We start from the raw sequence: 25,869 nt of genomic DNA, 5'->3' as shown, positions 1-25,869 counted from the left end.
GAGCCTCAGCGGAAGCGGTCGGGCCGGTCGAGATAATCCCCGACATAGGCCTTCACCGCATCCTCGAGCGTCGTGAAGCCGCCGTTATAGCCGGCGCGGCAGAGGCGATCGACCTCGCTCTGGGTGAAGTATTGATAGCTGTTGCGGATCTGTTCGGGCATGTCGATATATTCGATGTTGGGCCTCGCCCCGAGCGCCGCATAGGCGGCCAGCATCAGATCCTTGAAGCTGCGTGCCTTGCCGGTGCCGACGTTGAACAGCCCGGACACCGAGGGCGTTGCCAGCAGCCACATGATGACGCGCACGACGTCGTCGACATAGATGAAATCGCGGCGCTGGTCGCCGTCGGCAATGCCTTCGCGATGCGACTTGAACAATTGCACGACGCGGCCCGCCTTGACGTCGTCGAAGCGCCGCGCCAGCACGCTCATCATCGAGCCCTTGTGGTACTCGTTGGGGCCGAACACGTTGAAGAATTTCAGGCCGGCCCATTGCGGCGGGAGCTTCTCGCCGCGCGCGACCCGTTCGGCCACGGCGAGATCGAACATGTGCTTGCTCCAGCCGTAGAGATTCATCGGCCGGAGTTTCTTCAACGCGGGCAGCGACGCGTCGTCGTCAAAGCCTGCCTCGCCGTCGCCATAGGTGGCGGCCGAGGAGGCGTAGATCAGCGGCACCGCATTCGCCGTGCACCAGTCGAGCAGGCGCATGGAGAGGCGGAAATTGGTTCCGAACACGAGGTCGCCATCGGTCGCGGTGGTCGCGGAAATCGCCCCGAGATGGATCACGGCGTCGAGCCTGCGGCCCTTCAGCCAGTCGGGCAGCTCGGCCGGGGGGACGATATCCACAAGCTGGCGCTTGGCGAGATTGCGCCACTTGCCGTCGGTGCCGAGGAAATCACAGACGGCGACGTCGCTGCGGCCGGCGTCGTTCAACGCAGCCACGACATTCGACCCGATAAAACCGGCTCCGCCGGTCACCAGCAACATTCCAACTACCCTGCCCGATGTTTGCGGCCCGATCCCTGCCGTAGCGCATCATTTGCCAAAGTGTAAGCATTTTGGGACCAGCGCTCTCCCGGCTTTACCTGCCGGCCCGGAGCGGCTAACCGAACCGCCACATCAGCTCGCCTTCGGTCCTATTAACGAATGAACAGAGATTCGCAACTTAGTGGAAGCGCAGATCGGAGCGACACCCGCCCGATCCTGATCGTTCCCTACATGTGGATCGGCGATTTCGTCCGAAATCACACCGTGGTACGGGTCCTGAAAGAGCGCTGGCCGAACCGGCCGGTCGATCTCCTGACCACATCCCTGTGCGCGCCACTGGTCGACTACATGCCCGGCGTGCGCGCTGGAATCGTCTGGGACCTGCCGCGCAGCCGGCTCGCCGTTGGCCGCCAGTTCGGCCTGGCAAAGCTCCTGCGCGAGCGGAACTACGGCACGGCCCTGGTGCTGCCCCGAACCTGGAAGGCGGCCATCGCGCCCGCGCTGGCCGGGATTCCGGAAAGGGTCGGCTTCGTCGGCGAGTTCCGGTTCGGCCTGCTCAACCGCTGGCGCTGGGGCGAGAAGAAGCTGCCCCGCTTCATCGATAAGAACGCCGCCCTGGCCCAGCCCGACGGCGCGCCCCTGCCCCCGGAATGGCCGGTGCCGCAATTGCGGGTCCCGGCCGAGGACATCGTCCGTTGGCGGCAGGCCAATGGTCTCAGCGCCGGGGCAGCCGTGGCGCTTGCCCCCGGCTCGGTCGGCGTCTCAAAGCGCTGGACCTACTATCCGGAGGCCGCCCGCTTGCTGGTCGAGCGCGGGCTGGAGGTCTGGGTGGTCGGCGGCCCCGCGGAAAAGGGCCTCGCCCAGGAGATCGTCGCGGCCGGCGGCCCCGGGGTCCGCGACCTCACCGGCACCGATCTGCGCAACGGCGTGCTGGCCATGGCCGCGGCCGGCGTCGCCATCTCCAACGATTCCGGCCTGATGCACATCGCGGCCGCGCTCGGCACGCCCACCATGGGCATCTTCGGCCCGACCAGCCCCTACCTCTGGGCCCCCCTCAACGGCCTTGCCGCGACCGTGGTCCAGGACAAGAGCGTGCTGTCCTGCCAGCCCTGCCAGCGCACCATCTGCAAGATGAACGACCATCGCTGCATGCGCGATATCGCGGCGTCGGAGGTGGTGGCGATCGCGCAAAGGGTGCTGAGTGAGGCGGGCGCGCGCGTTACGACTTGAGGCCATTGGGGCTACGCCGATGATGACATCCTGCCAGTGTCTTGCCCGACGAGTCAAATCGGCTTCGTAAAATCCGCAGCGCGGCGACCCCGCCGCCAAGCCATTGATTCTGCTGGCACCGGCTACTGTGCATGGGGTTGTTTTCGCGGTTTTTGTTTGGGGACGCGACAGCGGCGCCTCAGAGCAGCGGCCGATAGACCTCGCCGATCCGCGCCGCTTCGGCATCGAGACTGAACTTTGCGAGCACCCGCGCCCGTCCGCGCTCGCCCATCGCAGTGGCCGCAGTGACGTCCTGCATCAGCGGCTCGAGCGCCGCTGCGAGCGCATCGGCATCCCCCGTCGGGATCAGCACGCCCGTCACGCCATCCTCCACCACCAGCTCGGCCGCACCGGCGCGCGCGGCGACCAGCGCGCTGCCGGCCGCCATCGCCTCGATCAGCGTGAGGCCAAAGCCCTCATTGCGCGAGGTGAAGGCGTAGATCGTCAGCCGCTGGTACCAGCGCTGCACCGCTTCGATCGGCAGCTCGCCGGTGATGACGATGCGCGACTGAAGGTTGGCTGCCTCGATGCGCTTCCTCAGGTCGTTCGCGAAGGGCGTCTGCTCGGGCGTGACCTGACCGACGATGACGGCGGTGAAGTCAGGATAGCGCGGCAGCAGCCGGCACATCGCATCGACGAACACGTCAGTGCCCTTCTGCGCGCGCACCCGGCCAAAGCAGCCGATCGCGTAGCGGCCCGGCAGCGCGGCTTCCGCGAAGGCAGCCGTGCGATCGGTCGGCGGCGCATAGACGTCGGTGTCGACGCCATGCGGGATCACGGTGGCCTTCACCTTCAGGAACGAGGCCGAGATGTCCGACGTCGCGATGATCGCGTCCATCCGGCGGATCAGCCATCGCGTGATCCAGCTGTGGTGCCGCTGCGCCGCCGATGTGAACACGAGCTTCAGCGGCCAGCCGAGCGCGCGCAGCACGACGCCGGCGATCATCTCGTTGTTGCGGCGCGCATGCCAGATCAGCGGCGTCTTGCGGTGCCATAGCTTGAGGAAATCGGCACCGCTCAGGCGCGCGATCCCCTCCGGCGCGTCGGAGCCGAACCACGCCGCGCGATACAGTCTTGCCAGGCGCGGCGCCACCATCCGGTTGGTCGCGGTGACCCCGGAATAGCGCCTGTGCAGATTTGGCACGATCACTTGCAGGTCGTCCGGGGGATTCGCCACGTCACGCTCCGTTTAGCGGACCCCCTATACGCAACATTAAGCATAGTGACCAGTTCAGCCGCGCCGAAACCCCCTCTTCACCGCGCAAACGTTAACTTGGCGCGTTGCTCGAAGACGGGTGAGATCAATGACTGTTCTAGTCACCGGCGGCGCCGGCTATATCGGAAGTCACACGGTCCTGGCGCTGGCGGAAGCCGGCGAGGACGTCGTCGTGATCGACGATCTCTCCACCGGTTTCTCCGCCTATCTGCCGGAGGGCGTGCCGCTGTTCATTGGCGATGCAGGCGACGAGAACCTGCTCGAGGGTGTGATCGCCCAGCACAACATCGAGAGCATCATCCATTTCGCCGGCTCGGTGGTCGTGCCGGATTCGATGCGCGATCCGCTCGGCTACTACCGCAACAACTTCATGACTGCGCGCAACCTGCTCAACGTCGCGGTCAAGCGCGGCATTGGCCGTTTCATCTTCTCCTCGACCGCAGCGGTCTACGGCGATCCGGACCAAGTGCCGGTGCCCGAGCACGCGCCGACGCGGCCGCTGTCGCCCTACGGCTCGTCCAAGCTGATGACCGAGATCATGCTGCACGACGTCGCCGCCGCCTACGGCATGCAATACGTGACCCTGCGCTACTTCAACGTCGCTGGCGCCGATCCGCAGGCCCGCATCGGCCTCGCCACCGTCGGCGCCACGCATCTGCTCAAGATCGCGGTCGAGGCTGCGACTGGCCAGCGCGCCAAGATCGACGTGTTCGGCACCGACTATCCGACCCCGGACGGCAGTTGCATCCGCGACTTCATCCACGTCACGGACCTGTCGCAGGCCCATCGCTCGGCACTCGCTTACCTGCGCAATGGCGGCGCCTCGACGACGCTTAATTGCGGCTATGGCCGCGGCTATTCGGTGCTGGAGACCATCGACGCGGTGCGCCGGGTTTCGGGCCGCAGCTTCGCCGTGCAATACGCTCCGCGCCGGCCCGGCGACATCATGACCATGGTCGCCGACACCAGCCGCATCCGCGGCCTGCTCGACTGGAAGCCGCAATATGACGACCTCGAGACCATCGCAGCCCATGCGCTGGCCTGGGAGGACAAGCTGTACCGCGAGCGCCACGGCGAGCTCCGCCACGCCGTCTCGGCCTAGATTCCATCCGGACGCAAGCCCTTAATTGGGCTTGAAAAACCCCGCTTTAGCGGGCACAGAGGCCCTTCGATCCCTGACGCGCGGGCAGGCTTTGTCCTGCGCAGTCAATGGACTACGGATGGCCCAGTTTCCAAAGAAAATCACCGACGATCCCTATACGGCCGCGGTCCTGATTCGCCGCCTGGTCACGGAACAGGGGATCGTCTATTGGCGGCGTTACCTTACCGCCTTCGCGCTGATGGCGCTTGCCGCCGGATCGACCGCGGGCGCGACCTACGTGCTCGGCCAGGTCATCAACCAGGCCTATGTCGACAAGAACATCCCGGGCATCGCGATGTTCTCGGGCATCACGGTGATCCTGCTGTTCATCAAGGGCGTGGCGACCTACGGCCACATGGTGATCCTGACCAAGATCTCCAACGCGATCCTCGCCACCAACCAGCGCCAGCTGTTCGCCAAGCTGATGCGCGAGAGCATCGGTTTCTTCTCCGAGCGGCATTCGTCCGAATTCCTGGCGCGGCTGACGGCCGGCGCCAAATCCATCACCGACGTGCTCAACATGCTGGTCAACGCCATCGGGCGCGACCTGCTGATGCTGCTCGCCATGATCGGCGTGATGGTGTGGCAGGATCCGCTGATGTCGTTCATCGGCCTCGTTGCGGTGCCGCCGGCGATGCTGGTGCTGCGCAAGCTGGTCAAGCGCATCAAGGGCCTCGCCTTCAACCAGTTCACCGGCACCGCCGACATCATGGAGACGATGCAGGAATCGCTGCAAGGCATCCGCACCGTCAAGGCCTTCACGCTCGAAGAGACCATGCAGAAGCGCATCGACGAGAACATCGCGATCGTCGAGCGCAACGCCAACAAGATGGCCCGCGTCGCCAACCGGTCGAATCCGCTGATGGAGATGCTCGGCGGCTTCGCGGTCGCCGGCTGTCTCCTTTACGGCGGCTACAGCGTGGTCGCGCTCAACGCCACGCCCGGCGCGTTCTTCTCCTTCATGACCGCCTTCCTGATGGCGACCGAGCCGGCCAAGCGGCTGGCGCGGCTCAACATCGACCTCAACAGCCAGCTCGTCGGCGCGCGCATGCTGCTGGAGGTCGTCGACAGCCCGGCGAGCGAGCATTCCGACGACGACAAGCCTGCGCTGAAGCTGTCGGACGCGCGGATCGAGCTGCGCGACGTCAGCTTTTCTTATCGCGCTGGCGAGACCGTCCTCAACCGCATGAGCTTCACCGCCGAGCCCGGCAAGGTCACCGCGCTGGTCGGCCCCTCCGGCGGCGGCAAGTCGACCGTGCTGGGGCTGCTGTTGCGCTTCTACGAGGTGACGCAAGGCGACATCGTCATCGACGGCCAGTCGATCGGCGCGGTCTCGCGCAAGTCGCTGCGGGCTCAGACCGCCTATGTCGGCCAGGACGTCTATCTGTTCCGCGACACCATCCGCAACAACATCGCCTTCGGCAAGCCGGGCGCGACGGAAGACCAGATCATCGACGCCGCGAAAGCGGCCTGCGCGCATGATTTCATCATGAGCTTCCCGCTCGGCTACGACACGCCGGTAGGCGAGCACGGCACGCAGCTTTCGGGCGGTCAGCGCCAGCGCATCGCGGTCGCGCGCGCGCTGGTCAAGAACGCACCGATCATCCTGCTGGACGAAGCCACCGCCGCGCTCGATTCCGAGTCCGAGAAGCAGGTGCAGGAGGCGATCGAGCATCTCTGCCGGAACCGCACCACCATCGTGATCGCGCACCGCCTGCACACCATCATGCATGCCGATGCGATCCTGGTGGTCGAGGGCGGCGAGATCGTCGAACAGGGCCGGCACGACGAGCTGCTGCGCCGCTCGGGCCGCTACGCCTCGTTCTTCCGCCTGCAACATCACGACGCCGGCACTCTGGCGCCGATCAGCGCAACCGCATAGAGTTCCCTTTACCCCAAGAGCAGCGAGACCGCTTCATGAACGCCGCCTCCTACGTCATCCCGCTTCCGCCCCAGGCTTCGCTTCCCGTCGTCGGTGAAAGCGGCCGCTATCCGGTGCGCCGCATCTGGTGCGTCGGCCGCAACTATCTCGAGCACATCCGCGAGATGGGCAATGACGAGCGCGCGCCGCCGTTCTTCTTCGCCAAGCACGCCGACATGCTGGTGCCCGATGGCGCCACCATCCCCTATCCGCCGCTAACCAAGGACCTGCATCACGAGGTCGAACTGATCGTCGCGATGAAGAGCGGCGGGCTGAACATTCCCGCCGACAAGGCGCTCGACCATGTCTACGGCTACGCCGTCGGCATCGACCTCACCCGCCGCGACCTCCAGATAGCCTCGCGCAAGAAGGAGCGTCCGTGGGAGATCGGCAAGTCGTTCGACTATTCCGCGCCCTGCTCCGCCGTGCAGCCGGCCGCGAAGATCGGCCATCCCGCCAAGGGCAAGATCTGGCTCACGGTCAACGGCAAGGAGGCGCAAAAGGGCGACCTCACCGAGCTGATCTGGAACGTGCCTGAAATCATCTGGCAGCTCTCGCAGCAGGTGAAGCTCGCCGCCGGCGACATCATCATGACGGGCACGCCGGCCGGCGTGTCGCAACTCCAGCCCGGCGACAAGCTCGAATGCGGCGTCGACGGCGTCGGCACCCTGAAGGTCTCGATCGGTCAGCCGGAATAGGCTGCACGACATCTCGAAATCGAAAAGGCCCCGGACATGTCCGGGGCCTTTTCTGTTCGGATCGCATCTACCGGGCCTTCACCGGCCGATTGGCGTGGCTCACCTGCGGCACACCGCGATTGAGCGACATGTGGGAATGCACGCACAGCCAGCCGTCGGCGGTTTTGGAGAACACCATCGTCGCCCGGCCCGGACGCGGAAACGCGCTGCCGTCGGGATGATAGCCCGTGCTCGTCCACGGCGCGATCACGGTTGCCATCGCGCCGTCGGGGGATGCCAGAACCGAGGTCTGCTCGAGCACGAAACGGAAGTCGGCCGTCTTCGGCCAGACGTTGTCCCATTGCGTTGAGACCCATTGGTCGAGGCCCGGGATGACATCGTTGTGCGTGCCGAAAGCAAGCACCTCGGGATGAAACAGCGGCCTCGCCGAAGCGTAGTCGACCTCACGGACATAGCCCGCGAAGGTTTCCAGCCACTTGCGGAAGAATTGCACTATCTCGGTGTTCGCGGTCGGCAAGGGGACCATTCGCACCTCGGTTTACCGCAACGCCGACATCACGATCAGACCGAGGATCAGCGCCGTCAGCGAGTATTTCAGCGTGTAGTAGACGTTGCGGTTCCACTCCTTGACCTTGCGGCTGGCGAGATGGATCTCGTAAAGCTTGCCGAACACCTTGTTGAGCACGCCGACGCTTTCGCCGTCGACGTTCTGGGTCGCCGATGCCTTGACGATGTGATGGCTGACCCAGCGGTTGATCGCGGTCATGAAGCCGAACTTCATCGGGCGCTCGACGTCGCAGAACAGGATGATGCGATTGACGTCGGTCGCGTTCTCCGCGCTGTGGATGAAGGTCTCGTCGAACATGAAGGCCTCGCCGTCACGCCAGACGCATTCGACGCCATCGACCAGGATGCGGCACTTGTTCGAGTTCGGCGTGACGAGGCCGAGGTGATAGCGCAGCGAGCCGGCAAAGGGATCGCGGTGCGCGCCCAGCCTGCCGCCGGGCGGCAGCATCGCGAACATCGCGCCGTGCACGCTCGGAATCGAATTGAGCAGCTCCACCGTCTTCGGGCACAGCGTGCGCGCCGACGGCAGGAAGTCGTCGTACCATTTCAGGTAAAACCGCTTCCAGCCGCTCTTGAAAAACGAGTAGAAACCCCAGTCGTTGTTCTTGGCGGCTGCGCGGATGAAGCCTTCGTCGAACAGGCGCACGGCCTCGTCGCGGATGGTCTCCCAATTCTCGCTGAGCGGCTTGAGTTCGGGAAACTGCTCGACCGGGATCACCGGCTTGTTCGGCACCGCCGAGCCCGCATACATCAGCACATTGTAGGGGGCGAGATAGGTCGAGTGATCGCCAAGCTGGCGCGCGAAGCGCAGCCGTTGCTTGCCGCGGAAGTGAACGTAGATTGTCGATGCCGCGAGTACATACAGAATGACGAGTTGCGGCGCAAAAAGCTGTTTCAGCATTTCCCCAGTTCCCGAGTGACCCAGCCGGGGACGTGATCTACTCCGAGCCGGCCCGAGCGGCAAGATATTCGCCGGTAGGTTGCAATCACGCTGGGGAGAGCGGGGGTACGGAACCTGGGGCTGAAACCGGCCGAAACGAGCCGAATTACGCCCGCGCCAGTGCCTGGAGACCCTTGAAGGTCAGGCGCTTGGGGTCGGTTACGCCGGCGAGATAGAGCCGGCGGATGAACGCGATGACGGCGTCGCGGTCGCAATCGGTCAGCGCGACGACGGCGTCGACCGCGATCTTCTGGGCTTCCATTGGGCTCACCTCGGCCTTGCGAGTAACCCCGGCCGAGACAGGCTAGGACTCATCCGTTAAATCCGCGTTAACCGTCAGGGCAGCATCGCCGATTCAGCCCGGCAGCCGTATACGCAAAACAACGCATTGCCGGGCGCGCAGCGGCTCAGCGCGCATTGATGCTCTTCTTCAGCAGCGCGAACTGCTTCTTCAGCCGAGGCACGGCAAAGTCGGTGAACGCCCGCACCTTGGGCACCGAGAGCCGCCCCTGCGGGCAGATCAAATGCGCGGGCATCTCCGGATCCTGGTCGGCGGCCAGTACGATCTCGAGCTCGCCGCGCGCGACCTGCTCGGCGACCTGGTACGAATACATCCGCGCGACGCCGCGCCCGGCGACCGCGGACGCCACGGCCGCATAGGTGCTGTTGACGACGAGCCGCGGCGTGAATTGAACCGTGCGGGCTGCCGACGAGCCCGCCTGTGGCGCGAAGGTCCAGGAATTGGGCAGATGCGCCATCGCCACGATCTGATGCTTGGCGAGATCGCCGGGCTCGGTGATGCGTGGATGCTGCTTCAGATAGCGGGGAGCAGCCACCACGACACGGCTGATCTCGCCGATCCGCATCGCCACCATCGCCGAATCCGCGAGATGGCCAATGCGAAGCGCGATGTCGACGCCCTCCTCGATCAGGTTGACCGCGCGGTCGAACAGCAGGAGCTTTGCCGACACGGTCGGATAGGCGTCGAGAAACGCATCGAGGATCGGCCGCAGCACCATCTCCCCCGAGACCACCGGCGCCGTGATCGTGAGCAGGCCACGAGGCGCCGCGCGCGGTCCGGCCGCGATGTCGTCGGCCTCCTCCAGCTCGGTGAGCACGCGGCGGCAGATCGCGACATAGCGCTCGCCTTCCTCGCTCAACTTGATCGACCGCGTCGTCCGGTGCAGCAGCTCGGCGCCGACCCGCTCCTCCAGGAAGGCGATGGCGCGGCTGACCGCCGCCGGCGAGCGGCCGAGCTTGCGCCCCGCGGCGGCGAGGCTGCCCTCGTCCACCGCAAGGACGAACACCTTCATCGCATCCAGACGATCCATACGCTTCCCGCCGCACCATCAAATTCCGGTGACAAGCTAGGCGTTCGCCCGCGCCGCGACAACCGCCGCCGCGGCCGATCCGGCATTCGTTCGCGCCGCGTAACAGTGTCTGCCGGACAACGTGTATTCGCAGCCGGGCCGCCGCGGCGTACCTCAGCGCGCAGGCCAGCAGCCGCTGGCACAGGTTCTGAAACCCAACAACAGGAGTCCGTCATGGGTATCGAGCAGAAGGTCGCCATCATCACCGGTGCATCGCAGGGCATCGGCGCCGCCCTGGTCCAGGGTTTTCGCGATCGCAATTATCGCGTCGTCGCAACGGCGCGCTCCATCAAGCCGTCGGGCGACGACGACGTCCTCGCCGTTCCCGGCGACATCGCCGACCGGGCCACCGCCGAGCGCGTGGTTTCGCAAGCCGTCGCCCGCTTCGGCCGCGTCGACACGCTGGTCAACAATGCCGGCATCTTCGTCGCAAAGCCGTTCACGCAGTACACCGCCGAGGACTACGCGGCGGTGATGGGCACCAACGTCGCCGGGTTCTTCAACATCACGCAGCTCGCCATCGCCGAGATGGAGAAGCAGGGTTCTGGCCATATCGTGCAGATCACGACGACCCTGGTCGATCACGCCAATTCCAACGTGCCCTCGGTGCTGGCCTCACTGAGCAAGGGCGGCCTCAACGCCGCGACCAAGTCGCTCGCGATCGAATACGCGAGGCGCGGCATCCGCGTGAACGCAGTGGCGCCCGGCGTCATCAGGTCGCCGATGCATCCGGTTTCGACGCATGCCGAGCTCAGCGCGCTGCATCCGGTCGGCCACATGGGCGAGATGTCCGACATCGTCGATGCCGTGCTCTATCTCGAGGGTGCGTCCTTCGTCACCGGCGAGATCCTGCATGTCGACGGCGGCCAGAGCGCCGGCCACTGAGCGCGAGAGGAGAGACACCATGCCCATCGTCACCATTCAAGTGACCCGCGAAGGAACGACGCCGGGCGCGGCGTCGCTCACGGCGGAAGAGAAGGCCGCGCTGATCAAGGGATCGAGCCAGCTCCTGCTCGACGTGCTCGGCAAGCCGCTCGATTCCACCTTCGTCGTGATCGAGGAAGTCGACACCGACAATTGGGGCTGGGGCGGCCTGCCCGTGCCGGAATTCCGGCGTCGCCGCGCCGCCCAGACAGGATGATCCGCGCGCGATCGAGCGCGCAGGAGGATGACATGACCAACGCAGATACGAAGCAGCAGGTTGAGACCCGGCCGCGTCAGCGGCCGGGATCGGAATCACGGCAGATTTGGCGATATGCGGTGGCGGGTTTGTCCGCCTCGCTGGTCGGACTTGGCCTCGCCCGCTTCTCCTACACGCCGCTAATCCCGGCGCTGATCGCGGCAAAGTGGTTCAGTGCGTCGGATGTCGTCTATCTCGGCGCGGCGAATCTTGCCGGTTACCTTGCGGGCGCACTCGCGGCCCGGGCCGTCGCCGCCCACGTCGGCGCGGTCCGCGCGTTGCGTGCGATGATGCTGCTCGCCACACTCTCTTTCTTTGCCAGTTCAGCCCCGGTGTCGTTCTCCTGGTTCTTCGCCTGGCGCTTTCTGTCGGGTCTCACCGGCGGCGTCATCATGGTGCTGGCGGCGTCCGTCATCCTGCCGCACATTTCGGCCGCGAGGCGCGGCATCGTCGGCGGCGTGATCTTCGCGGGTGTCGGCCTTGGCGTCGCCGCGTCGGGCACGCTGGTGCCGCTGCTGCTGCAACAAGGCCTGCAGCAGAGCTGGTATGGTCTTGGCGCCCTCTCCGCCCTGCTCACCCTCGCAAGCTGGTGGAACTGGCCTGCGGAAACGAAGGCTAGTGCTGCGCCTTTGCATCACGCGAAGCACCACCATGCATCGACGGCGGCCCGCGCGCTGCTGGTCCAATACGGCCTCAACGCGGTGGCGCTGGTGCCGCACATGGTGTTCATCGTCGATTTCGTGGCGCGCGGGCTCGGCCAGGGCATTGCCGCGGGATCGCGCTACTGGGTGCTGTATGGTCTCGGCGCGATCGTCGGCCCGCTCGTCACCGGCCATCTTGGCGACCGGTCAGGCTTCGGTCCGACGCTGCGCGCAGCCTTCCTGATCGAGGCGGCGGCCGTGCTGCTGCCGACCGTCAGCACCGCGCCGGTTTCGCTGATCGTGTCGAGCGTCGTGGTCGGCGGCTTCACGCCCGGCATCGTGCCGCTGGTGCTCGGACGAATCCACGAGCTAGTCCCGCACGCAACCGAGCAGCAGCGCGCGACATGGAGCCATGCCACCACCAGCTTTGCGCTGTTCCAGGCGGCCGCCGCTTACGGCTTATCCTGGATTTACGCGCAGACCGGGGGCGACTATCTCTTGCTGTTCGGTTTAGGCGGCGGCGCAGCGGTCCTGGCGCTCGCGATTGATCTCGGCCTCGCACTGATCGTCCCGCGCAGATCCTGAGCGCGATGACGGCAGGCGAGCGGTGCTACCCGGCACCGGGCTTTGTCATGATTTGAGCAAGCGATCGCAGCAGCTCGGTTTGCTTCAGGACCAACTCACATTGCTGTCGCGCATGCGTGCTCGACAGCTCAACCAACTCCGCCAGGGTTCTCGCACGGCCCAACTCCCGCGCATACTCCAAGGTCGCGCCCGCATTGACTTTCATCAGTTCGAGCACGACGACGCGACACTCAGCCGCCGTTCCAATTGCCTCGATGAGGTGGCCTTCTCCGGCGGCGATTCCATTGGCCTCCGATGCCACATCGGCCAGCCGTGGCTTGGCGAGGTCCCTGGCATAATCCAGCGCAGCGTGAGCACCAGTCTTCATGCCGTCCAAAGCACGCGCCTGACAATCCTTGGCGATGTCCACCATGAGATCAATGGTGGTAGTGCCCGGAGGTTCAGGTCTTGCAGCGATGACGCCGGCCGCTTCTTGTACCGGAACAGTCATCGGAGCGGGCGCAGCTTGCGCGATCTGCGGCGCATCTTGCAGGACGGCGGAGACCGAGCCCGGCGGCATCGCCAAGCCCTCGTCGACGGCGCGGCTCACTTCGGCCGCCAGCTCCACCAGCGAGCGACGCCCGGCGCGTGCAACGTCAGCAGGCTGTCTTGAGCGCGGCTTGCCCATGATCATTCGACTCCACGATAAGGCGCTCCGAGATCCAACCCCACAGGGCCGCAATTTCCTCCGAGGCTTTTCCCTCCGGCGCGTACTCGGTTACGCCCAGCCCTGCCCCGAGCGCATCCTGGTGGTCGTTGCGCTGCCCAATGAAGGGGAGCGCAAGCAAGCCGAGCGAGTTGAGCGACGTGGCAGCTTCGCTCAACCGGCCTCCCCGTGTGGGCGCCTGATTGAGGATGAAGGCAAACCGGCGATCGAGCCTGCGGGTAGCGATCAGCGTTGGTATTGCGGCTTCGATATCGGCCGGGCTCGGACGAGCCGGGATGAGACAAAGATCGGCACTGGCAATGGCGCGCGTCGCCAAGGCATTGTTCGTGGCAGCTGTGTCGATGATTGCGAGCCAAACCCCTTCGGCCTTGAGGCGGGATATCACCGGCTCGATTTCGCTGGGATCGGTGACGCAATCGACGCGAGGATAGGGCTTCTCACGGCGCCCTTTCCATCTCGAGATCGTACCTTGCGCATCCGCCTCAATGAGAGCGACGCGCTCGCCGCGCTGCATCGCTGCCACCGCCAGCCCAACGGACAGCGTACTCTTGCCGCTTCCGCCTTTCTGCGTGACCAGAGCAAGGATGTACATGTTCCGCGTTCTCCTCAGGACGGCAACAACGTGGAACTCAGACACCGCCGGAAATAAACTTCTTGCAGCGCAAAAATTCTACCCCAAGTCGCGATTCGTCTCAAGCGATCGCGAGCCTCTCCCGGTAATTTACGTAGCAAGATCAGGAGTATTGCATCACACCGTCGTCGATCCGGCCGAAGCGCAAGGAGACGATGTCGAGGGCATAGTTCTGGTACAGCCGCCACGGCTGCTTCGAGCCCTGCTTCGGCATCTTGGCGACCGAGCGCTGCACGTAACCCGAGGTGAAATCGAGCGACGGCTGCGCGGTGATCGTCGGATCGTCATTGTGCGGCATGCACTGGCGGAAATTGTGCCGGTCCATGTAGTTGATGAGCCGGCAGACATATTCGCAGGTGAGATCGCATTTCAGCGTCCAGGACGCGTTGGTGTAGCCGAAAGCCGACGCCATGTTGGGCACGTCGGCATACATCATGCCCTTGTAAGTCAGCGTATTGGCGAAATCGACAGCGCGGCCGTCGACGCTGATCTCGAGACCGCCGACGACCTGGAGCACCAGCCCCGTCGCGGTGACGATGATATCGGCCGCGAGCTCCCGGCCGTCCTTCAGGCGGATCCCGTCGCGGGTAAAATTGTCGATCTCGCTCGTGACGACGGAAGCCCGCTGCTCGCGGATCGCCTTGAACAGGTCGCCATCCGGCACGAGGCACAGCCGCTGGTCCCAGGGATTGTAGCGCGGCGTGAAATGGGTCGCGACGTCGTAGTCCGGGCCGAGCGCCATCTGCACGCCTTTGAGAATGAGGTCCTTCACCTTCGCGGGCCTGCGCCGGCTGAGCTGGAAGAAGAACATCCCCCACATCACGTTGCGCCAGCGGATCAGATGATAGGCAAGCCGCGCCGGCAGGTTGCGGCGCAATTTATTGGCGACGGGGTCCTGCGCCGGACGCGACACCACATAGGTCGGCGAGCGCTGGAGCATGGTGACCTGCGCCGCCTTCTTGGCGAGCTCCGGCACCAGCGTCACCGCGGTCGCGCCCGAGCCGATCACGACGACGCGCTTGCCGGCGTAGTCGATGTCCTCGGTCCATTTCTGCGGATGCACGATGCGGCCGGCGAAATCCGCCGCGCCCTTGAACTCCGGCGTATAGCCCGCCTCGTATTTGTAATAGCCCGAGCACATGAACAGGAAATTGCAGGTGAAGCGCACGACCTCGGTCGCGTCCTCGCCCGTGATGCGCTCGGCCTCCACGGTCCAGCGCGCATCCGGCGTCGACCACGCCGCACGCTTGACGCGATGGCGGAAGCGGATGTGCTTCGCGATGCCGTTCTCGGCCGCGGTTTCGCGCACATAGTTCAGGATCTGCGGCCCGTCGGCGATCGCCTTCGGATCAGTCCAAGGCTTGAACGAATAGCCGAGCGTGAACATGTCGCTGTCCGAACGGATGCCGGGATAGCGGAACAGATCCCAGGTGCCGCCGATGCAGTCGCGGCCCTCGAGAATGACGTAGCTCTTGCCCGGGCACTTCGCCTGAAGATGATAGCCCGCGCCGATGCCGGACAGGCCGGCACCGACGATCAGCACGTCGACATGTTCTTTGGCTTCGGCCATCGCGTTTCTCCCTCCACACAGGATGGGCGGCGCCGCGCCGAATTGCAACCGTCAGGTCGCTGCGGCGACCACGCAGGCCGTATCAAAATACTCGTAGAATTCGATCGCCTTGCCGTCCTTGAAGCGCCAGAAATCGAGCTTGGGCGTTTCGGCGAGTTTTCCGGTCCGCTTGTTGATCCAGGCGCAGGAGCCTCGCGCGACGACCGCGTCGCCCTGCGCCACGTATTCATTCATCGTGTAATGCTGCATGCTCCACTCGGACAGCAGCGTGTCGAAATAAGCGCGAAGCTTCACGCTGTCGTGGTATTCCGTGGCAAATGCCAGCGGCTCGACGCCGCGCGGGATCGAGGCAAAGTTGATCTTCGGAGCAACGACGACGTCGAACCAATGGTCGACGCTACCTCCCTTGCTCTCGTTCCACCGGTGATAGGCGTCCTGCAAAATCTTGACGTTAGCGGCCTCGTTGGACATCGCACTTCCTCCACAATGTTTTCGGTGTCAGGCAATATGTGCCGGGCAATGGGCCGCCCGCTGCAAAGGTGGCAGGCTTTTTCTGGCTCTACCTGAGAGCGTATCAGACGGGTGGGCAACAAAAAAGCCCCGGATCGCTCCGGGGCTTTGATGTTTCGATGAGGTCGGATCAGTAGCGGTAGTGATCGCTCTTGTACGGGCCTTCCTGCTTCACGCCGATATAGTCGGCCTGATCCTTGCGCAGCTCGGTGAGCTTGACGCCGATCTTGGCGAGGTGCAGGCGCGCGACCTTCTCGTCGAGGGTTTTCGGCAGCACGTAGACTTCCTTCTTGTACTTGCCGTCCTTGTTGTTGGCGAACAGCTCGATCTGCGCCAGCGTCTGGTTGGTGAAGGACGCCGACATCACGAAGGACGGATGACCCATCGCGTTGCCGAGGTTCACGAGGCGCCCCTCCGACAGCATGATGATGCGGTGCTTGTCGGGGAATTCGATCTCGTCGACCTGCGGCTTGATGTTGGTCCACTTAAGGTTACGCAGACCCGCGATCTGGATCTCGTTGTCGAAGTGGCCGATGTTGCAGACGATGGCGCGATCCTTCATCGCGCGCATATGCTCGATGGTGATGATGTCCTTGTTGCCGGTCGCGGTGACGAAGATGTCGGCGCGCGGGGCGGCGTCCTCCATGGTCACGACCTCGTAGCCTTCCATCGCGGCCTGGAGCGCGCAGATCGGATCGACTTCGGAGACCATCACGCGGCAGCCGGCCTGGCGCAGCGAGGCGGCCGAGCCCTTGCCGACATCGCCGAAGCCCGCGACCATCGCGACCTTGCCCGACATCATCACGTCGGTGCCGCGGCGGATGCCGTCGACCAGCGATTCGCGGCAGCCATAGAGGTTGTCGAACTTGGACTTTGTGACGCTGTCGTTGACGTTGATGGCAGGCCACAGCAGCGTGCCGGCCTTCTGCATGTCATAGAGACGATGCACGCCCGTGGTGGTCTCTTCGGAAACGCCCTTGATGCTCTTGGCGATCTCGGCGAAGTAGCCCTTCGGCTTTTCCTTGAGCTGCTTCTTCAGAAGCGCGAAGAAGACTTCCTCTTCCTCGGAGCCGGGCTTGTCGAGGAAGGCGGTGTCGCCGTTCTCGGCACGCAGACCGAGATGGACGTACATGGTGGCGTCACCGCCGTCATCGAGGATCATGTTCGGGTGACCGCCGCCGTGCCAGTCGAACAGTTTTGCGGTGTAGTCCCAGTATTCGGTCAGCGTCTCTCCCTTGACGGCGAAGACGGGAATGCCGGCGGCCGCGATCGCGGCGGCAGCGTGGTCCTGCGTCGAATAGATGTTGCAGGAGACCCAGCGAATGTCGGCGCCGAGTGCTGCCAGCGTCTCGATCAGCACCCCGGTCTGGATCGTCATGTGCAGCGAGCCGGCGATGCGCGCGCCCTTCAGCGGCTGCTTCGGGCCGAACTCCTCGCGGGTGGCCATCAGGCCGGGCATCTCGGTCTCGGCGAGCGAGAGTTCCTTGCGGCCGAAATCGGCGAGCGAAATGTCCTTGACGATGTAATCGGTGAAGCCGGGCTTCGCGTTCATAGGGGGTTCCTGTTTGTTTGACTCGTCATTCCGGGGCGCTCGCGAAAAGAGCGAACCCGGAATCCGGAGGATCGAGATTCCGGGTTCGCCGCTGTCGCGGCGCCCCGGAATGACGCAAGTGAACTAGAGCGCGCGCTTCAGCTGCTCGACGAGATCGGTCTTCTCCCAGGAGAAGCCGCCCTCGTTGTCGGGTGTACGGCCGAAATGGCCGTAGGCCGAGGTGCGCGCGTAGATCGGGCGGTTGAGGTCGAGATGGCTGCGGATGCCGCGGGGCGTGAGATCCATCGCCTGCGCCGCCGCCTTCTCGAGCTGTTCCTCCGGCACTTTGCCGGTGCCGTGGGTGTCGATGTAGATCGACAGCGGCCGCGCCACGCCGATGGCATAGGCAAGCTGCAGCGTGCAGCGGTCGGCGAGACCGGCAGCAACGATGTTCTTGGCGACGTAGCGCGCGGCGTAGGCCGCAGAACGGTCGACCTTGGTCGGATCCTTGCCGGAGAACGCACCGCCGCCATGCGGGGCCGCGCCACCATAGGTGTCGACGATGATCTTGCGGCCGGTCAGGCCGGCGTCGCCGTCGGGACCGCCGATGTAGAACTTGCCGGTAGGGTTGATGTGCCAGATGGTCTTCGGCGTGATCCAGTCCTTCGGCAGCGCCTCGCGCACATAAGGCTCGACGATGTCGCGCACCTGGCTGGAGGTGAGGTCCGGCACCAGATGCTGGTGGGAGACCACGATCTCGCGCACGCCGACCGGCTTGCCGTTCTCGTACTGCACGGTGACCTGGCTCTTGGAATCCGGGCCCAGCACCTTCTCGCGGCCGGAGTGGCGCGCTTCGGAGATGAGGCGCAGGATCTTGTGGGCGTAGAAGATCGGCGCCGGCATCAAGTCAGGCGTCTCGTTGGTGGCGTAACCGAACATGATGCCCTGGTCGCCCGCGCCTTCTTCCTTGACCTCACCCGGCTGAAGCGCATCGACGCCCTGGGCGATGTCGGCCGACTGCGGATGCAGCAGAATCTCGATGTCGCAGGTCTTCCAGTGGAAACCTTCCTGCTCGTAGCCGATGTCCTTGATCGCGGCGCGCACGACGCCCTCGATCTGCTCGTTGGTGACGGACTTCGGGCCGCGGGTCTCGCCGGCGATCACGACCTTGTTGGTAGTCGCGAGCGTTTCGCAGGCGGCGCGGATTTGCCACGGGTCGATGCCGGCTTTCGGCCCCTCGCGGTAGAACAGATCGACGATTTCATCGGAGATCCGGTCGCAGACCTTGTCCGGATGGCCCTCGGACACGGACTCGCTGGTGAAGAGATAGGACGCGCGCATCAAGAAACCCCTTGTTCCGCCACTGCACGGCGGTTCGTTTGCGATGTTTACCTTTGGATTATGTCAATCACGCCGGCGCGAGATGACGTAGGATTCGTCAAGAAACCAGAGCCCGTTGTACTTTCTCAGCACGTCCCTGGCGGCATCCAGAGTGCGGCCGTTTTGAGTCATTTCTGCCAACCGGTCGTCCTCGATCTGAGCGACATACACCGCCGCATTCCACGCTGCAAAGGCCGTCGAGGTTCCGATAGTACCCGTCACCTCGTTGGGCAGCGCTTCCATATCATACCTGAAGATCGAGCGGTTGTCCGCGTAGGCATTAAAATTTAGGTCGCGGCCCAACGATCCGAGCTCGTACTTAACTGCGCGCAATAGCTCATGACGACTGACCGCGAAAGGATTTTCTCCGGGCCAGATTGCCTGGATCATTTCCATGCCCGGATCGTGACCATGGGAGTGAATACCGATCAGGCGCCCCCCCGGCCGCAATGCCCGCGCCAGAGGCGCAATGATCCGCTTTGCCCGGAAATTGACCGAGGACAGCGCACGGTATGGCTGGGATGCAATAACGAGGTCGAAATTGGCCTCGGTCTGGCCCGGCCGCGGAATGGTCGAATCCAGCAGGAACCGGTGATCCTCGCGATAGAGCACCAGGACGACCGGCCGCTCGTAGAGCGGCATGGCCGTGCGCGGGCTGATCGCGGCGCGCCAGTTCTGCTCCAGGAACGGCCGCAGCTCTGCGATCTGCTGCTCGAACTCGCCCGACGAGGCGCCACGTAGCGGAACCTCGTGCCAGACGGTGGCGGCCGCCGCTGCGGGCGATGCCGGCGTGAGCCAGGGCGCCTCCGAATAGAACATGTTGGTGAAGACGAACACCGACGCAGGATGCTCGAAAATGCGATCCGGCACCTTCTCCAGCGTCAGGCGCAGGTCCTCGAGACTGAGCTCCTTGCCGGCGACATAGAACGGCATGTGCGGAAAGCGCTGGTGCGTCGCGCGCAGCACCCGCGCCAGCACCGTGCCGTCGCCGACGCCGGCGTCGAACAGGCGCAGCGCCGGCGGGCGCGGATGGATGGCGGCCAGTTCCAGCGCAACCCGGTCCGCGATCACCCGCTTTTCGCTACAGGTGTGGACGAACAGCAGATATTTCTGCCGGTTCTCGAAGAAACGGAAATTACCACGCGGATCGCGCTTTTCCGGAGGCACCTGAAGGCCTCGTGGCGGCGGCACGCCGCCGGCCATCGACGCCGCCATATAGGCCTGGATCCGCTCCAGCGTGTCGATGGTGATGCGCTTTCCCTCGCGCAGGCGATGCACCAGCTTCCCATCGTTCACCGCGCGCCGGCCAAACGTCGATTCCGCCATATCCGCCTTGCGGCAGAACTCGGTGATCTGGCTCAGGATTTCGTCGTTTTTCATGAGTGGGAAGGTGGTGGGCAGCGATGTTGGGTCCCACCTCTTAGCAAAGTCTGCCCACCGGGGGAATACCCTCGCTTGCTTCACCCCAGGTCCAACGACGGGAGCGTGAACCCCGGCGCACCGCCGGGCAACAAACAAGCACTTCTCCTCTTACGGGACGACCGCCATGCGCCGCCTGCTCGTCGCGCTCTGCCTGCTCACCGTCGTGCTGGGGTCGACGCCCGCCCTGGCGCAGGCGCGCAACCAGCTCGGGCCGCTCTGCACCACCGAGACCACCCCGGCGGACAAGATGGTCGACGCCTGCACCAAGATCATCGCGCTGAAGGTGTTCAAGGGCGAACAGCTCGCGACCGTCTATTTCTGGCGCGCGGTGGGCTGGAACAAGAAGGGCGACTACGCCAAGGTCATCACTGATGCCACGGAGGCAATCCGGCTGCAGCCGAGCCAGGCGGTCTATAACCTCAGGGGCTCGGCCTATTACGACAAGGGCGACTACGACATCGCGATCGCCGATTTCGACGATGCGCTGAAGCTCGGACCTCCCAGCGGCATCATCTTCCACAATCGCGGCAACGCCTGGCGGGGCAAGCACGACTACACCAAGGCGATCGCCGACTACGACATGTCGATCAAAGCCGATCCGAAATCGGCGTTCTCGTTCCAGAACCGCGGCATCTCGAAAGAAGCACTCGGCGATCTCGACAGCGCGCTCGCCGACATCAACCAAGCGATCCGGCTCGACCCGACGCTGCCGCAGCCGCTGATCAACCGTACCTCGATCTGGCGCGCCAAGGGCGATCTCGATCGCGCCATCGCCGATGGCAGCGAGGCGATCCGGCTCGCCAAGGAAAAGCCGCCGGCCAACATCATGACGCCGCCGAACAGCGTGCTGATCTCGGGCTATACCCATCGCGCGCTGGCCTATGAAGCGAAAGGCGACTACGCCCGCGCACGCGACGACTACAAGGCGACGCTGGCGATCGTGGCGTCGGACGACGGCAGCAAGGCCAACCAGGCGACCGCAAAAGTGCGGCTGTCGCTGGTGAGCGATGCAGCTGTGCCGATCCCGCGCGATGCGCCCTCGCCCACGACGCAGCCGACAGCGGCCCCTGCCCCGCAGCAGACCGGCGCGGCATCCGCGCCCTCGCCTGCTCCGGCCGTGCGCGGCACGCGCATGGCGCTGATTATCGGCAACGGCGCCTATGCGCATGTGAAGGCGCTGCCCAATCCACCCAACGACGCCCGCGCGGTCGCCAAGAGCCTGCGCGACATCGGCTTCACCGTGTCGGAGGGCGTCGACCTCGACCGCGCCGCGATGCAGAAGATGACGCGCGACTTCCTGCGCGATGCGGCCCGGGCGCAAGTCGCCGTGGTCTACTATGCCGGCCATGGCGTGCAGGTGGACGGCCGCAACTATCTCATTCCCGTCGACGTCGAACTCAAGCCGGGCACGGCCATGACGGAGGCGATGATCGACATGGACACGATCATGGCCGGCCTCGACGATCAGGTTCGCACCAACATTTTGATTTTCGATGCCTGCCGCAACAACCCGATGGCACAACAGGTGGCTTCAGCCTCTGCCAATCGCGGCATCGAGGGCGCCTCGGGCCTCGCGGCTCCAACGAGCCTCGGCGCCGGGGCGACACTCGGCGCCGGCACGCTGATCGCGTTCGCCACCGCACCGGGCCAGGTCGCGCTCGACGGCGACGGCGCCAACTCGCCGTTCTCAGCCGCGCTATCCCGTCACATCGGCACGCCCGGGCTGGAGGTGCAGCAGATGCTCACGCGGGTGCGGGCGGAAGTGGTGTCGACTACGAAGAACAAGCAGGTGCCGTGGTCGAATTCGTCGCTGCTGGGTGAGGTCTACCTGGCGGAGAAGTGACGACGCGCTTGCGCGCCGTCATCCCGGGGTGGTGCGCAAGCACCAGACCCGGGATCTCGAGATCCCCAGGTGCGCAAGCGCGCACCATAGTTCGCGCTACGCGCGCCCCGGGATGACGCTGTGCCTCAGTTGCCCCACACTTCCTTCGCGATCTCCACCGCAAGGCTCAGCTTGGCCCACTGCTCTTCCTCGGAGAGGATGTTGCCCTCCTCGGTCGAAGCGAAGCCGCATTGCGGGGACAGTGCGAGCTGCTCCAGCGGCGCGAACTTGGCGGCTTCTTCCAGACGGCGCTTGATGTCGTCCTTCTTCTCGAGCTCACCGAACTTCGAGGTGATGACGCCGACCACGACGACCTTGTTGCCCTTGGGCAGGAAGCGCAGCGGCTCGAAACCGCCGGCGCGGTCGCTGTCGTACTCCAGGAAGTAGCCGTCGTAATTGGTGCCGGCGAGCATGGTCTCGGCCACCGGCTCGTAGCCGCCCGAGGAGATCCAGGTCGAGCGGAAATTGCCGCGGCAGACATGTGTCGTCACCACCATGTCGGCGGGCTTCTCGGCCAGCGCGTAGTTGATGATGCGCGCATAGATCTGCTGCAGGCCGTCCGGATTGTCGCCGCGCTCGCGCGCCTTCTGCAATTCGTCCGGCGAGCAGAGATAGGCCCACACGGTGTCGTCGAACTGGAGATAACGGCAGCCGGCGTCATAGAACGCCTTCACGGCCTTCCGATAGGTCTTGCCGAGGTCCTCGTAGAAGGCATCGAGATCGGGATAGACGTCCTTGGAGATCGCCTTGCGGCCACCGCGGAAGTGCAGCACCGCCGGCGAGGGGATCGTCATCTTGGCGGTGACGTGGGCCTGATCGGCGCACTTCTTCAGGAAGCGGAAATGATCCAGCATCGGGTGATCGTCGGGGAAGTCGAGCTTGCTGATCACGCGGACCGCATCGTGACGGGTCTGCACGCCGGCGAACTGGATGCCGGTGTCGGGGTGAAACAGCTCGCAGCCGGTGAGCTTGGCCAGGAAGTCGAAATGCCACCAGGAGCGGCGGAATTCGCCGTCAGTCGCAAGCTTCAGCCCGACCGAGGCCTGCTTGTGCACGACCTTCTCGATCTCCATGTCCTCGATCTTGCGCAGATCGTCGGCCGAGATCTCTCCCTTCTCGAGACGGCTACGGGCTTCCTTGATCTTGGCCGGACGCAGGAGGCTGCCGACCTCGTCGGCGCGGAAGGGGGCTTTGGTTCGCTGCATTTTCTTCTCCCGGGTTATTCTTAGTGGGCCGCCGCCCCTGCGACGCCGAGGTGGCGCTCGAGGACCGACGGGTCAGCCTTCAGCGCGGCGCTCGGGGCGTCGTGGACGATCGTTCCGCGCTCCAATATCACAACACGGTCGGCGAGCCCCAGAATCTTTTGCGCGTTCTGCTCGACGATGATCGAGCAGATGCCGCCCGCCCGGGTGATCGTGCCGATCGCCTTCAGAAGCTCCTCGACGATGATGGGGGCAAGGCCCTCGGTCGGCTCGTCCAGCAGCAGGACCTTCGGGTTGAGGGTCAGCGCACGGCCGATCGCCAGCATCTGCTGCTCGCCGCCGGAGAGCTGGTTGCCAAAATTGCCCCGCCGCTCCTTCAGCCGCGGAAACATCTCGTAGACCTTCTCGACCGTCCAGGGACCGGGCTGGGCCACCGCGGTCATGTTCTCCTCGACCGTGAGCGAGCGGAAGATGTTGCGCTCCTGCGGCACCCAGCCGATGCCAGCGCGCGCCCGCTGGTCGGGTCGGAGCGTGGTGACATCCGTGCCGGCGAGCGCGACGGTGCCGGCGAAGCGGCGGGTGACGCCGACGATGGAGTTGATCAGCGTGGTCTTGCCGGTGCCGTTGCGTCCGAGCAGCGCCAGCACCTGCCCTTCGGCGAGGCGCAGGGACATCTTCGGCAGCACCACCGCCTCGCCGTAGCCCGCGCGCAAGGCTTCGATCTCGAGCAGGTCAGACATTGACCGCCTCCTCGCCGAGATAGACCGCCTTGACCTGCGGGTCGCGCGCGACCTGCTCGGGCGGGCCTTCTGTGAGCAGCGCGCCGGAGACCAGAACCGAAATCCGGTCGGCGAAGGAGAACACCAGATCCATATCGTGCTCGATCAGCAGCACCGTGACGTCGCGCGGCAGGCTGCCTACGACGGCGAGAATATCGTGGCGTTCACTCTCGGGCACGCCTGCGGCGGGCTCGTCGAGCAGCAGCACGCGCGGCTTGGCCGCGATCGCGACCGCGATCTCGAGCAGGCGCTGCTTGCCGTAGGGCAACGTCACGGTCTGTTCGTTCATGACGTCGAGCAGATGGAAACGCGCGAGCAGATCGGCGATCTCGCCGTTGACGTCGCTGCGCGTGCCCATCCGCCGCCACCAGTCGCCGCCATGGCCGAGGCGCTCGGAGACGGCAAGGCCGATGGTCTCGAGCGGGGTCAGGTCGGGATAGAGCTGGTTGATCTGGAACGTGCGCGACAGGCCGCGCAGCACGCGCTTGTGCACCGGCACGTCCGTGATGTCCTGGCCTTCCAGCAGGATGCGCCCGGAGTTCGGCTTCAGCACGCCGGTGAGCTGGTTGATGACAGTGGTCTTGCCGGCGCCGTTCGGACCGATCAGCGCGTGGCGGGCGCCCTGCTCGATTCTGAGCGAGAGATCACGGGTGACGCGCAGGCCGCCGAACTGCTTTTCGAGGTTCTGGGTTTCGAGCGCGATGGTCATGCGTCGCTCTCCGGCACGGCGACGACCGCCTTGCGACCGGCAACCTGCTTGATGATCAGGTTCGGCACATACAGCACCCAGCGATGCAGGCGCTGGCGGCCGACCAGCACGATCACGACCAGCACGAGGCCGATCCAGAACTGCCAGTATTGCGGGGTGATGGTGGAGAACAATTCCTGGAGCATACGGAACACCACCGCGCCGACCAGCCCGCCATAGAGATAGCCGGTGCCGCCGATGACGAGCACCAGCATCAGGTCGGCGGAGCGTTCGAAGGCGAACACGTCGAGCGAGGCGATCGCGGTGGTCTGGGTGAACAGCGCGCCTGCGATGCCGGCATAGAACGCCGCCAGCGTATAGATCGCGATCAGGCGGCGGTTGACGGGGATGCCGATCGCCGCGGCCCGCAGCGGATTGTTCTTGATCGCACGCAGCGACAGGCCGAACGGCGAATGCACGACGCGGCGGGCGAACAGGAACAACACGAACAGCACGGCCAGCGAATAGAAGAAGCCGGCCTTGCCGAACATGTCGAACGGAATCTCGCCAAAGATCGGCTGCATCTCGATGCCCTGCAGGCCGTCGGTCCCGCCGGTGATGTTGGAGAAGCGCTCGGCGAGCGCCTCCAGCAGCAGCGCGATGCCGAGCGTCACCATCAGCCGGGTGAGATCGACGCCGCGGATCACGAGGAAGCTGGTGGCGAAGCCCAGCACCATGGCGGCAAGGCCGGCCACGATCAGCGCGAGCACGGGCTCGTTGATGATCCCGTGAAGAGCAAGCAGCCCCGCCGCATAAGCGCCGACGCCGAAGAAGGCGGCGTGGCCGAGCGAGACGATGCCGGCATAGCCGAGGATGAGATCGAGCGACATCGCAAACAGCGCCAGCCGCAGGATGTCGGTCATGATCAGATAGCGCGTGGGAAATGCAAAGCCGCAGGCCAGCACGATCAGCCAGAACGCGACTTCGCCATAGTGCCAGCGCGCATGGCGCTGGGCGTGATAACCGACGTCGGAGGAAGCGCTCATCGGCGAAC

Annotated in this window: 25 protein-coding genes; 8 read left to right on the top strand and 17 right to left on the bottom strand. The window is 64.9% G+C overall.

Going from position 1 to position 25,869, the window contains the following annotated elements; translation table 11 throughout:
• Positions 1-5: 5 nt before the first annotated feature.
• Positions 6-986 carry an ADP-glyceromanno-heptose 6-epimerase gene (gene rfaD, locus EI171_RS17710; protein ID WP_161534290.1) on the bottom strand — a complete coding sequence of 327 codons (981 nt, stop codon included), beginning with the start codon at positions 984-986 and terminating at the stop codon, positions 6-8.
• A 159-nt stretch (positions 987-1,145) separates the two neighbouring features.
• On the opposite strand from rfaD, the gene waaF reads away from it, so the two are divergent.
• Entirely contained in the window at positions 1,146-2,216 is a 1,071-nt protein-coding gene (gene waaF / locus EI171_RS17705) for a lipopolysaccharide heptosyltransferase II (RefSeq protein ID WP_161534289.1), read from the top strand.
• A 178-nt stretch (positions 2,217-2,394) separates the two neighbouring features.
• Here the strand turns inward: waaF and EI171_RS17700 are convergent, their stop codons facing one another.
• A complete protein-coding gene (locus tag EI171_RS17700) occupies positions 2,395-3,432 on the bottom strand; it encodes a glycosyltransferase family 4 protein (RefSeq protein WP_161534288.1) in 1,038 nt (345 codons plus the stop codon).
• Positions 3,433-3,559: 127 nt separating this feature from the next.
• Here EI171_RS17700 and galE point away from each other — a divergent pair, with 127 nt between their 5' ends.
• The 3 genes from galE to EI171_RS17685 all read left to right on the top strand — a co-directional run bounded on the left by galE (position 3,560) and on the right by EI171_RS17685 (position 7,231).
• Complete coding sequence (gene galE / locus EI171_RS17695; protein WP_028173210.1) at positions 3,560-4,573, top strand: UDP-glucose 4-epimerase GalE; 1,014 nt, start codon at positions 3,560-3,562, stop codon at positions 4,571-4,573.
• Positions 4,574-4,691: 118 nt separating this feature from the next.
• Positions 4,692-6,494, top strand: a complete 1,803-nt coding sequence (locus tag EI171_RS17690) for an ABC transporter ATP-binding protein (protein WP_161534287.1) — start codon at positions 4,692-4,694, stop codon at positions 6,492-6,494.
• A 35-nt stretch (positions 6,495-6,529) separates the two neighbouring features.
• Positions 6,530-7,231 (top strand): fumarylacetoacetate hydrolase family protein, encoded by a 702-nt coding sequence (locus tag EI171_RS17685; RefSeq protein ID WP_110116673.1) that lies wholly within the window; start codon positions 6,530-6,532, stop codon positions 7,229-7,231.
• A 67-nt stretch (positions 7,232-7,298) separates the two neighbouring features.
• Here the strand turns inward: EI171_RS17685 and EI171_RS17680 are convergent, their stop codons facing one another.
• The 4 genes from EI171_RS17680 to EI171_RS17670 form a co-directional block, all read right to left on the bottom strand.
• Entirely contained in the window at positions 7,299-7,757 is a 459-nt protein-coding gene (locus tag EI171_RS17680; protein WP_038967034.1) for a nuclear transport factor 2 family protein, read from the bottom strand.
• Between the two features lie 12 nt (positions 7,758-7,769).
• Positions 7,770-8,699, bottom strand: a complete 930-nt coding sequence (locus tag EI171_RS17675; protein ID WP_028173206.1) for an aspartyl/asparaginyl beta-hydroxylase domain-containing protein — start codon at positions 8,697-8,699, stop codon at positions 7,770-7,772.
• A 145-nt stretch (positions 8,700-8,844) separates the two neighbouring features.
• Positions 8,845-9,000 (bottom strand): hypothetical protein, encoded by a 156-nt coding sequence (locus tag EI171_RS44770; RefSeq protein WP_165448167.1) that lies wholly within the window; start codon positions 8,998-9,000, stop codon positions 8,845-8,847.
• Between the two features lie 145 nt (positions 9,001-9,145).
• Complete coding sequence (locus EI171_RS17670) at positions 9,146-10,069, bottom strand: LysR family transcriptional regulator (RefSeq protein ID WP_028173205.1); 924 nt, start codon at positions 10,067-10,069, stop codon at positions 9,146-9,148.
• A gap of 213 nt (positions 10,070-10,282) precedes the next feature.
• Here EI171_RS17670 and EI171_RS17665 point away from each other — a divergent pair, with 213 nt between their 5' ends.
• From EI171_RS17665 to EI171_RS17655, 3 genes are read left to right on the top strand one after another with little or no spacing between them, the layout of a single operon-like run.
• On the top strand, positions 10,283-10,993 hold the full coding sequence (locus EI171_RS17665) for an SDR family NAD(P)-dependent oxidoreductase (RefSeq protein WP_110116677.1): 711 nt from the start codon (positions 10,283-10,285) through the stop codon (positions 10,991-10,993).
• Positions 10,994-11,012: 19 nt separating this feature from the next.
• Positions 11,013-11,249 (top strand): 4-oxalocrotonate tautomerase family protein, encoded by a 237-nt coding sequence (locus tag EI171_RS17660; RefSeq protein ID WP_028173203.1) that lies wholly within the window; start codon positions 11,013-11,015, stop codon positions 11,247-11,249.
• Between the two features lie 32 nt (positions 11,250-11,281).
• Positions 11,282-12,514, top strand: a complete 1,233-nt coding sequence (locus tag EI171_RS17655) for a YbfB/YjiJ family MFS transporter (RefSeq protein ID WP_161534286.1) — start codon at positions 11,282-11,284, stop codon at positions 12,512-12,514.
• A gap of 25 nt (positions 12,515-12,539) precedes the next feature.
• Here EI171_RS17655 and EI171_RS17650 read toward each other — a convergent pair whose 3' ends face one another.
• The 7 genes from EI171_RS17650 to EI171_RS17620 all read right to left on the bottom strand — a co-directional run bounded on the left by EI171_RS17650 (position 12,540) and on the right by EI171_RS17620 (position 20,222).
• Complete coding sequence (locus tag EI171_RS17650) at positions 12,540-13,181, bottom strand: phasin family protein (RefSeq protein WP_231166542.1); 642 nt, start codon at positions 13,179-13,181, stop codon at positions 12,540-12,542.
• Positions 13,150-13,812, bottom strand: coding sequence for an AAA family ATPase (locus EI171_RS17645; RefSeq protein WP_011088682.1), 663 nt, complete (start codon positions 13,810-13,812; stop codon positions 13,150-13,152). Before EI171_RS17645 ends, EI171_RS17650 begins: the two co-directional genes overlap by 32 nt.
• Before the next feature lie 142 nt (positions 13,813-13,954).
• Complete coding sequence (locus tag EI171_RS17640) at positions 13,955-15,421, bottom strand: NAD(P)/FAD-dependent oxidoreductase (protein ID WP_161534285.1); 1,467 nt, start codon at positions 15,419-15,421, stop codon at positions 13,955-13,957.
• A gap of 51 nt (positions 15,422-15,472) precedes the next feature.
• The gene (locus EI171_RS17635; RefSeq protein WP_060908252.1) at positions 15,473-15,892 is read right to left on the bottom strand and encodes a nuclear transport factor 2 family protein; all 420 of its coding nucleotides are present in this window, start codon (positions 15,890-15,892) and stop codon (positions 15,473-15,475) included.
• 169 nt (positions 15,893-16,061) lie between these two features.
• Positions 16,062-17,483: an adenosylhomocysteinase gene (ahcY, locus tag EI171_RS17630; protein WP_011088685.1), complete on the bottom strand. Its 1,422-nt coding sequence runs from the start codon at positions 17,481-17,483 to the stop codon at positions 16,062-16,064.
• A gap of 123 nt (positions 17,484-17,606) precedes the next feature.
• Positions 17,607-18,803: a methionine adenosyltransferase gene (metK, locus tag EI171_RS17625; protein ID WP_011088686.1), complete on the bottom strand. Its 1,197-nt coding sequence runs from the start codon at positions 18,801-18,803 to the stop codon at positions 17,607-17,609.
• A gap of 63 nt (positions 18,804-18,866) precedes the next feature.
• On the bottom strand, positions 18,867-20,222 hold the full coding sequence (locus EI171_RS17620) for a hypothetical protein (RefSeq protein WP_028173200.1): 1,356 nt from the start codon (positions 20,220-20,222) through the stop codon (positions 18,867-18,869).
• A 166-nt stretch (positions 20,223-20,388) separates the two neighbouring features.
• Between EI171_RS17620 and EI171_RS17615 the strand changes: the two genes are divergently transcribed.
• Positions 20,389-22,107 carry a caspase family protein gene (locus EI171_RS17615; protein ID WP_161534284.1) on the top strand — a complete coding sequence of 573 codons (1,719 nt, stop codon included), beginning with the start codon at positions 20,389-20,391 and terminating at the stop codon, positions 22,105-22,107.
• Between the two features lie 125 nt (positions 22,108-22,232).
• Here EI171_RS17615 and EI171_RS17610 read toward each other — a convergent pair whose 3' ends face one another.
• The 4 genes from EI171_RS17610 to EI171_RS17595 are packed head-to-tail and all read right to left on the bottom strand — an operon-like array spanning position 22,233 to position 25,861.
• On the bottom strand, positions 22,233-23,351 hold the full coding sequence (locus EI171_RS17610) for a cobalamin-independent methionine synthase II family protein (RefSeq protein ID WP_161534283.1): 1,119 nt from the start codon (positions 23,349-23,351) through the stop codon (positions 22,233-22,235).
• Positions 23,352-23,371: 20 nt separating this feature from the next.
• Entirely contained in the window at positions 23,372-24,088 is a 717-nt protein-coding gene (locus EI171_RS17605) for an ABC transporter ATP-binding protein (protein WP_161534282.1), read from the bottom strand.
• Positions 24,081-24,836 (bottom strand): ABC transporter ATP-binding protein, encoded by a 756-nt coding sequence (locus EI171_RS17600; protein WP_060908256.1) that lies wholly within the window; start codon positions 24,834-24,836, stop codon positions 24,081-24,083. The genes EI171_RS17605 and EI171_RS17600 overlap by 8 nt, the downstream gene beginning before the upstream one ends.
• Positions 24,833-25,861 (bottom strand): branched-chain amino acid ABC transporter permease, encoded by a 1,029-nt coding sequence (locus EI171_RS17595; RefSeq protein WP_060908257.1) that lies wholly within the window; start codon positions 25,859-25,861, stop codon positions 24,833-24,835. Before EI171_RS17595 ends, EI171_RS17600 begins: the two co-directional genes overlap by 4 nt.
• Between the last annotated feature and the right edge of the window lie 8 nt (positions 25,862-25,869).

It is taken from the genome of Bradyrhizobium sp. LCT2 (assembly GCF_009931255.1).
GTDB classification, from domain to species: domain Bacteria; phylum Pseudomonadota; class Alphaproteobacteria; order Rhizobiales; family Xanthobacteraceae; genus Bradyrhizobium; species Bradyrhizobium diazoefficiens.
The sequence above is the reverse complement of the archived record's forward strand: the minus strand, read 5'-3'. Positions and strand labels throughout refer to the sequence as shown.

Coding starts and splice junctions, on each gene's coding strand:
- rfaD (WP_161534290.1), bottom strand. CDS start 986: ATGTTGCTGGTGACCGGCGGAGCCGGTTTTATCGGGTCGAATGTCGTG.
- waaF (WP_161534289.1), top strand. CDS start 1,146: ATGAACAGAGATTCGCAACTTAGTGGAAGCGCAGATCGGAGCGACACC.
- galE (WP_028173210.1), top strand. CDS start 3,560: ATGACTGTTCTAGTCACCGGCGGCGCCGGCTATATCGGAAGTCACACG.
- EI171_RS17690 (WP_161534287.1), top strand. CDS start 4,692: ATGGCCCAGTTTCCAAAGAAAATCACCGACGATCCCTATACGGCCGCG.
- EI171_RS17685 (WP_110116673.1), top strand. CDS start 6,530: ATGAACGCCGCCTCCTACGTCATCCCGCTTCCGCCCCAGGCTTCGCTT.
- EI171_RS17680 (WP_038967034.1), bottom strand. CDS start 7,757: ATGGTCCCCTTGCCGACCGCGAACACCGAGATAGTGCAATTCTTCCGC.
- EI171_RS17675 (WP_028173206.1), bottom strand. CDS start 8,699: ATGCTGAAACAGCTTTTTGCGCCGCAACTCGTCATTCTGTATGTACTC.
- EI171_RS44770 (WP_165448167.1), bottom strand. CDS start 9,000: ATGGAAGCCCAGAAGATCGCGGTCGACGCCGTCGTCGCGCTGACCGAT.
- EI171_RS17670 (WP_028173205.1), bottom strand. CDS start 10,069: ATGGATCGTCTGGATGCGATGAAGGTGTTCGTCCTTGCGGTGGACGAG.
- EI171_RS17665 (WP_110116677.1), top strand. CDS start 10,283: ATGGGTATCGAGCAGAAGGTCGCCATCATCACCGGTGCATCGCAGGGC.
- EI171_RS17660 (WP_028173203.1), top strand. CDS start 11,013: ATGCCCATCGTCACCATTCAAGTGACCCGCGAAGGAACGACGCCGGGC.
- EI171_RS17655 (WP_161534286.1), top strand. CDS start 11,282: ATGACCAACGCAGATACGAAGCAGCAGGTTGAGACCCGGCCGCGTCAG.
- EI171_RS17650 (WP_231166542.1), bottom strand. CDS start 13,181: ATGGGCAAGCCGCGCTCAAGACAGCCTGCTGACGTTGCACGCGCCGGG.
- EI171_RS17645 (WP_011088682.1), bottom strand. CDS start 13,812: ATGTACATCCTTGCTCTGGTCACGCAGAAAGGCGGAAGCGGCAAGAGT.
- EI171_RS17640 (WP_161534285.1), bottom strand. CDS start 15,421: ATGGCCGAAGCCAAAGAACATGTCGACGTGCTGATCGTCGGTGCCGGC.
- EI171_RS17635 (WP_060908252.1), bottom strand. CDS start 15,892: ATGTCCAACGAGGCCGCTAACGTCAAGATTTTGCAGGACGCCTATCAC.
- ahcY (WP_011088685.1), bottom strand. CDS start 17,483: ATGAACGCGAAGCCCGGCTTCACCGATTACATCGTCAAGGACATTTCG.
- metK (WP_011088686.1), bottom strand. CDS start 18,803: ATGCGCGCGTCCTATCTCTTCACCAGCGAGTCCGTGTCCGAGGGCCAT.
- EI171_RS17620 (WP_028173200.1), bottom strand. CDS start 20,222: ATGAAAAACGACGAAATCCTGAGCCAGATCACCGAGTTCTGCCGCAAG.
- EI171_RS17615 (WP_161534284.1), top strand. CDS start 20,389: ATGCGCCGCCTGCTCGTCGCGCTCTGCCTGCTCACCGTCGTGCTGGGG.
- EI171_RS17610 (WP_161534283.1), bottom strand. CDS start 23,351: ATGCAGCGAACCAAAGCCCCCTTCCGCGCCGACGAGGTCGGCAGCCTC.
- EI171_RS17605 (WP_161534282.1), bottom strand. CDS start 24,088: ATGTCTGACCTGCTCGAGATCGAAGCCTTGCGCGCGGGCTACGGCGAG.
- EI171_RS17600 (WP_060908256.1), bottom strand. CDS start 24,836: ATGACCATCGCGCTCGAAACCCAGAACCTCGAAAAGCAGTTCGGCGGC.
- EI171_RS17595 (WP_060908257.1), bottom strand. CDS start 25,861: ATGAGCGCTTCCTCCGACGTCGGTTATCACGCCCAGCGCCATGCGCGC.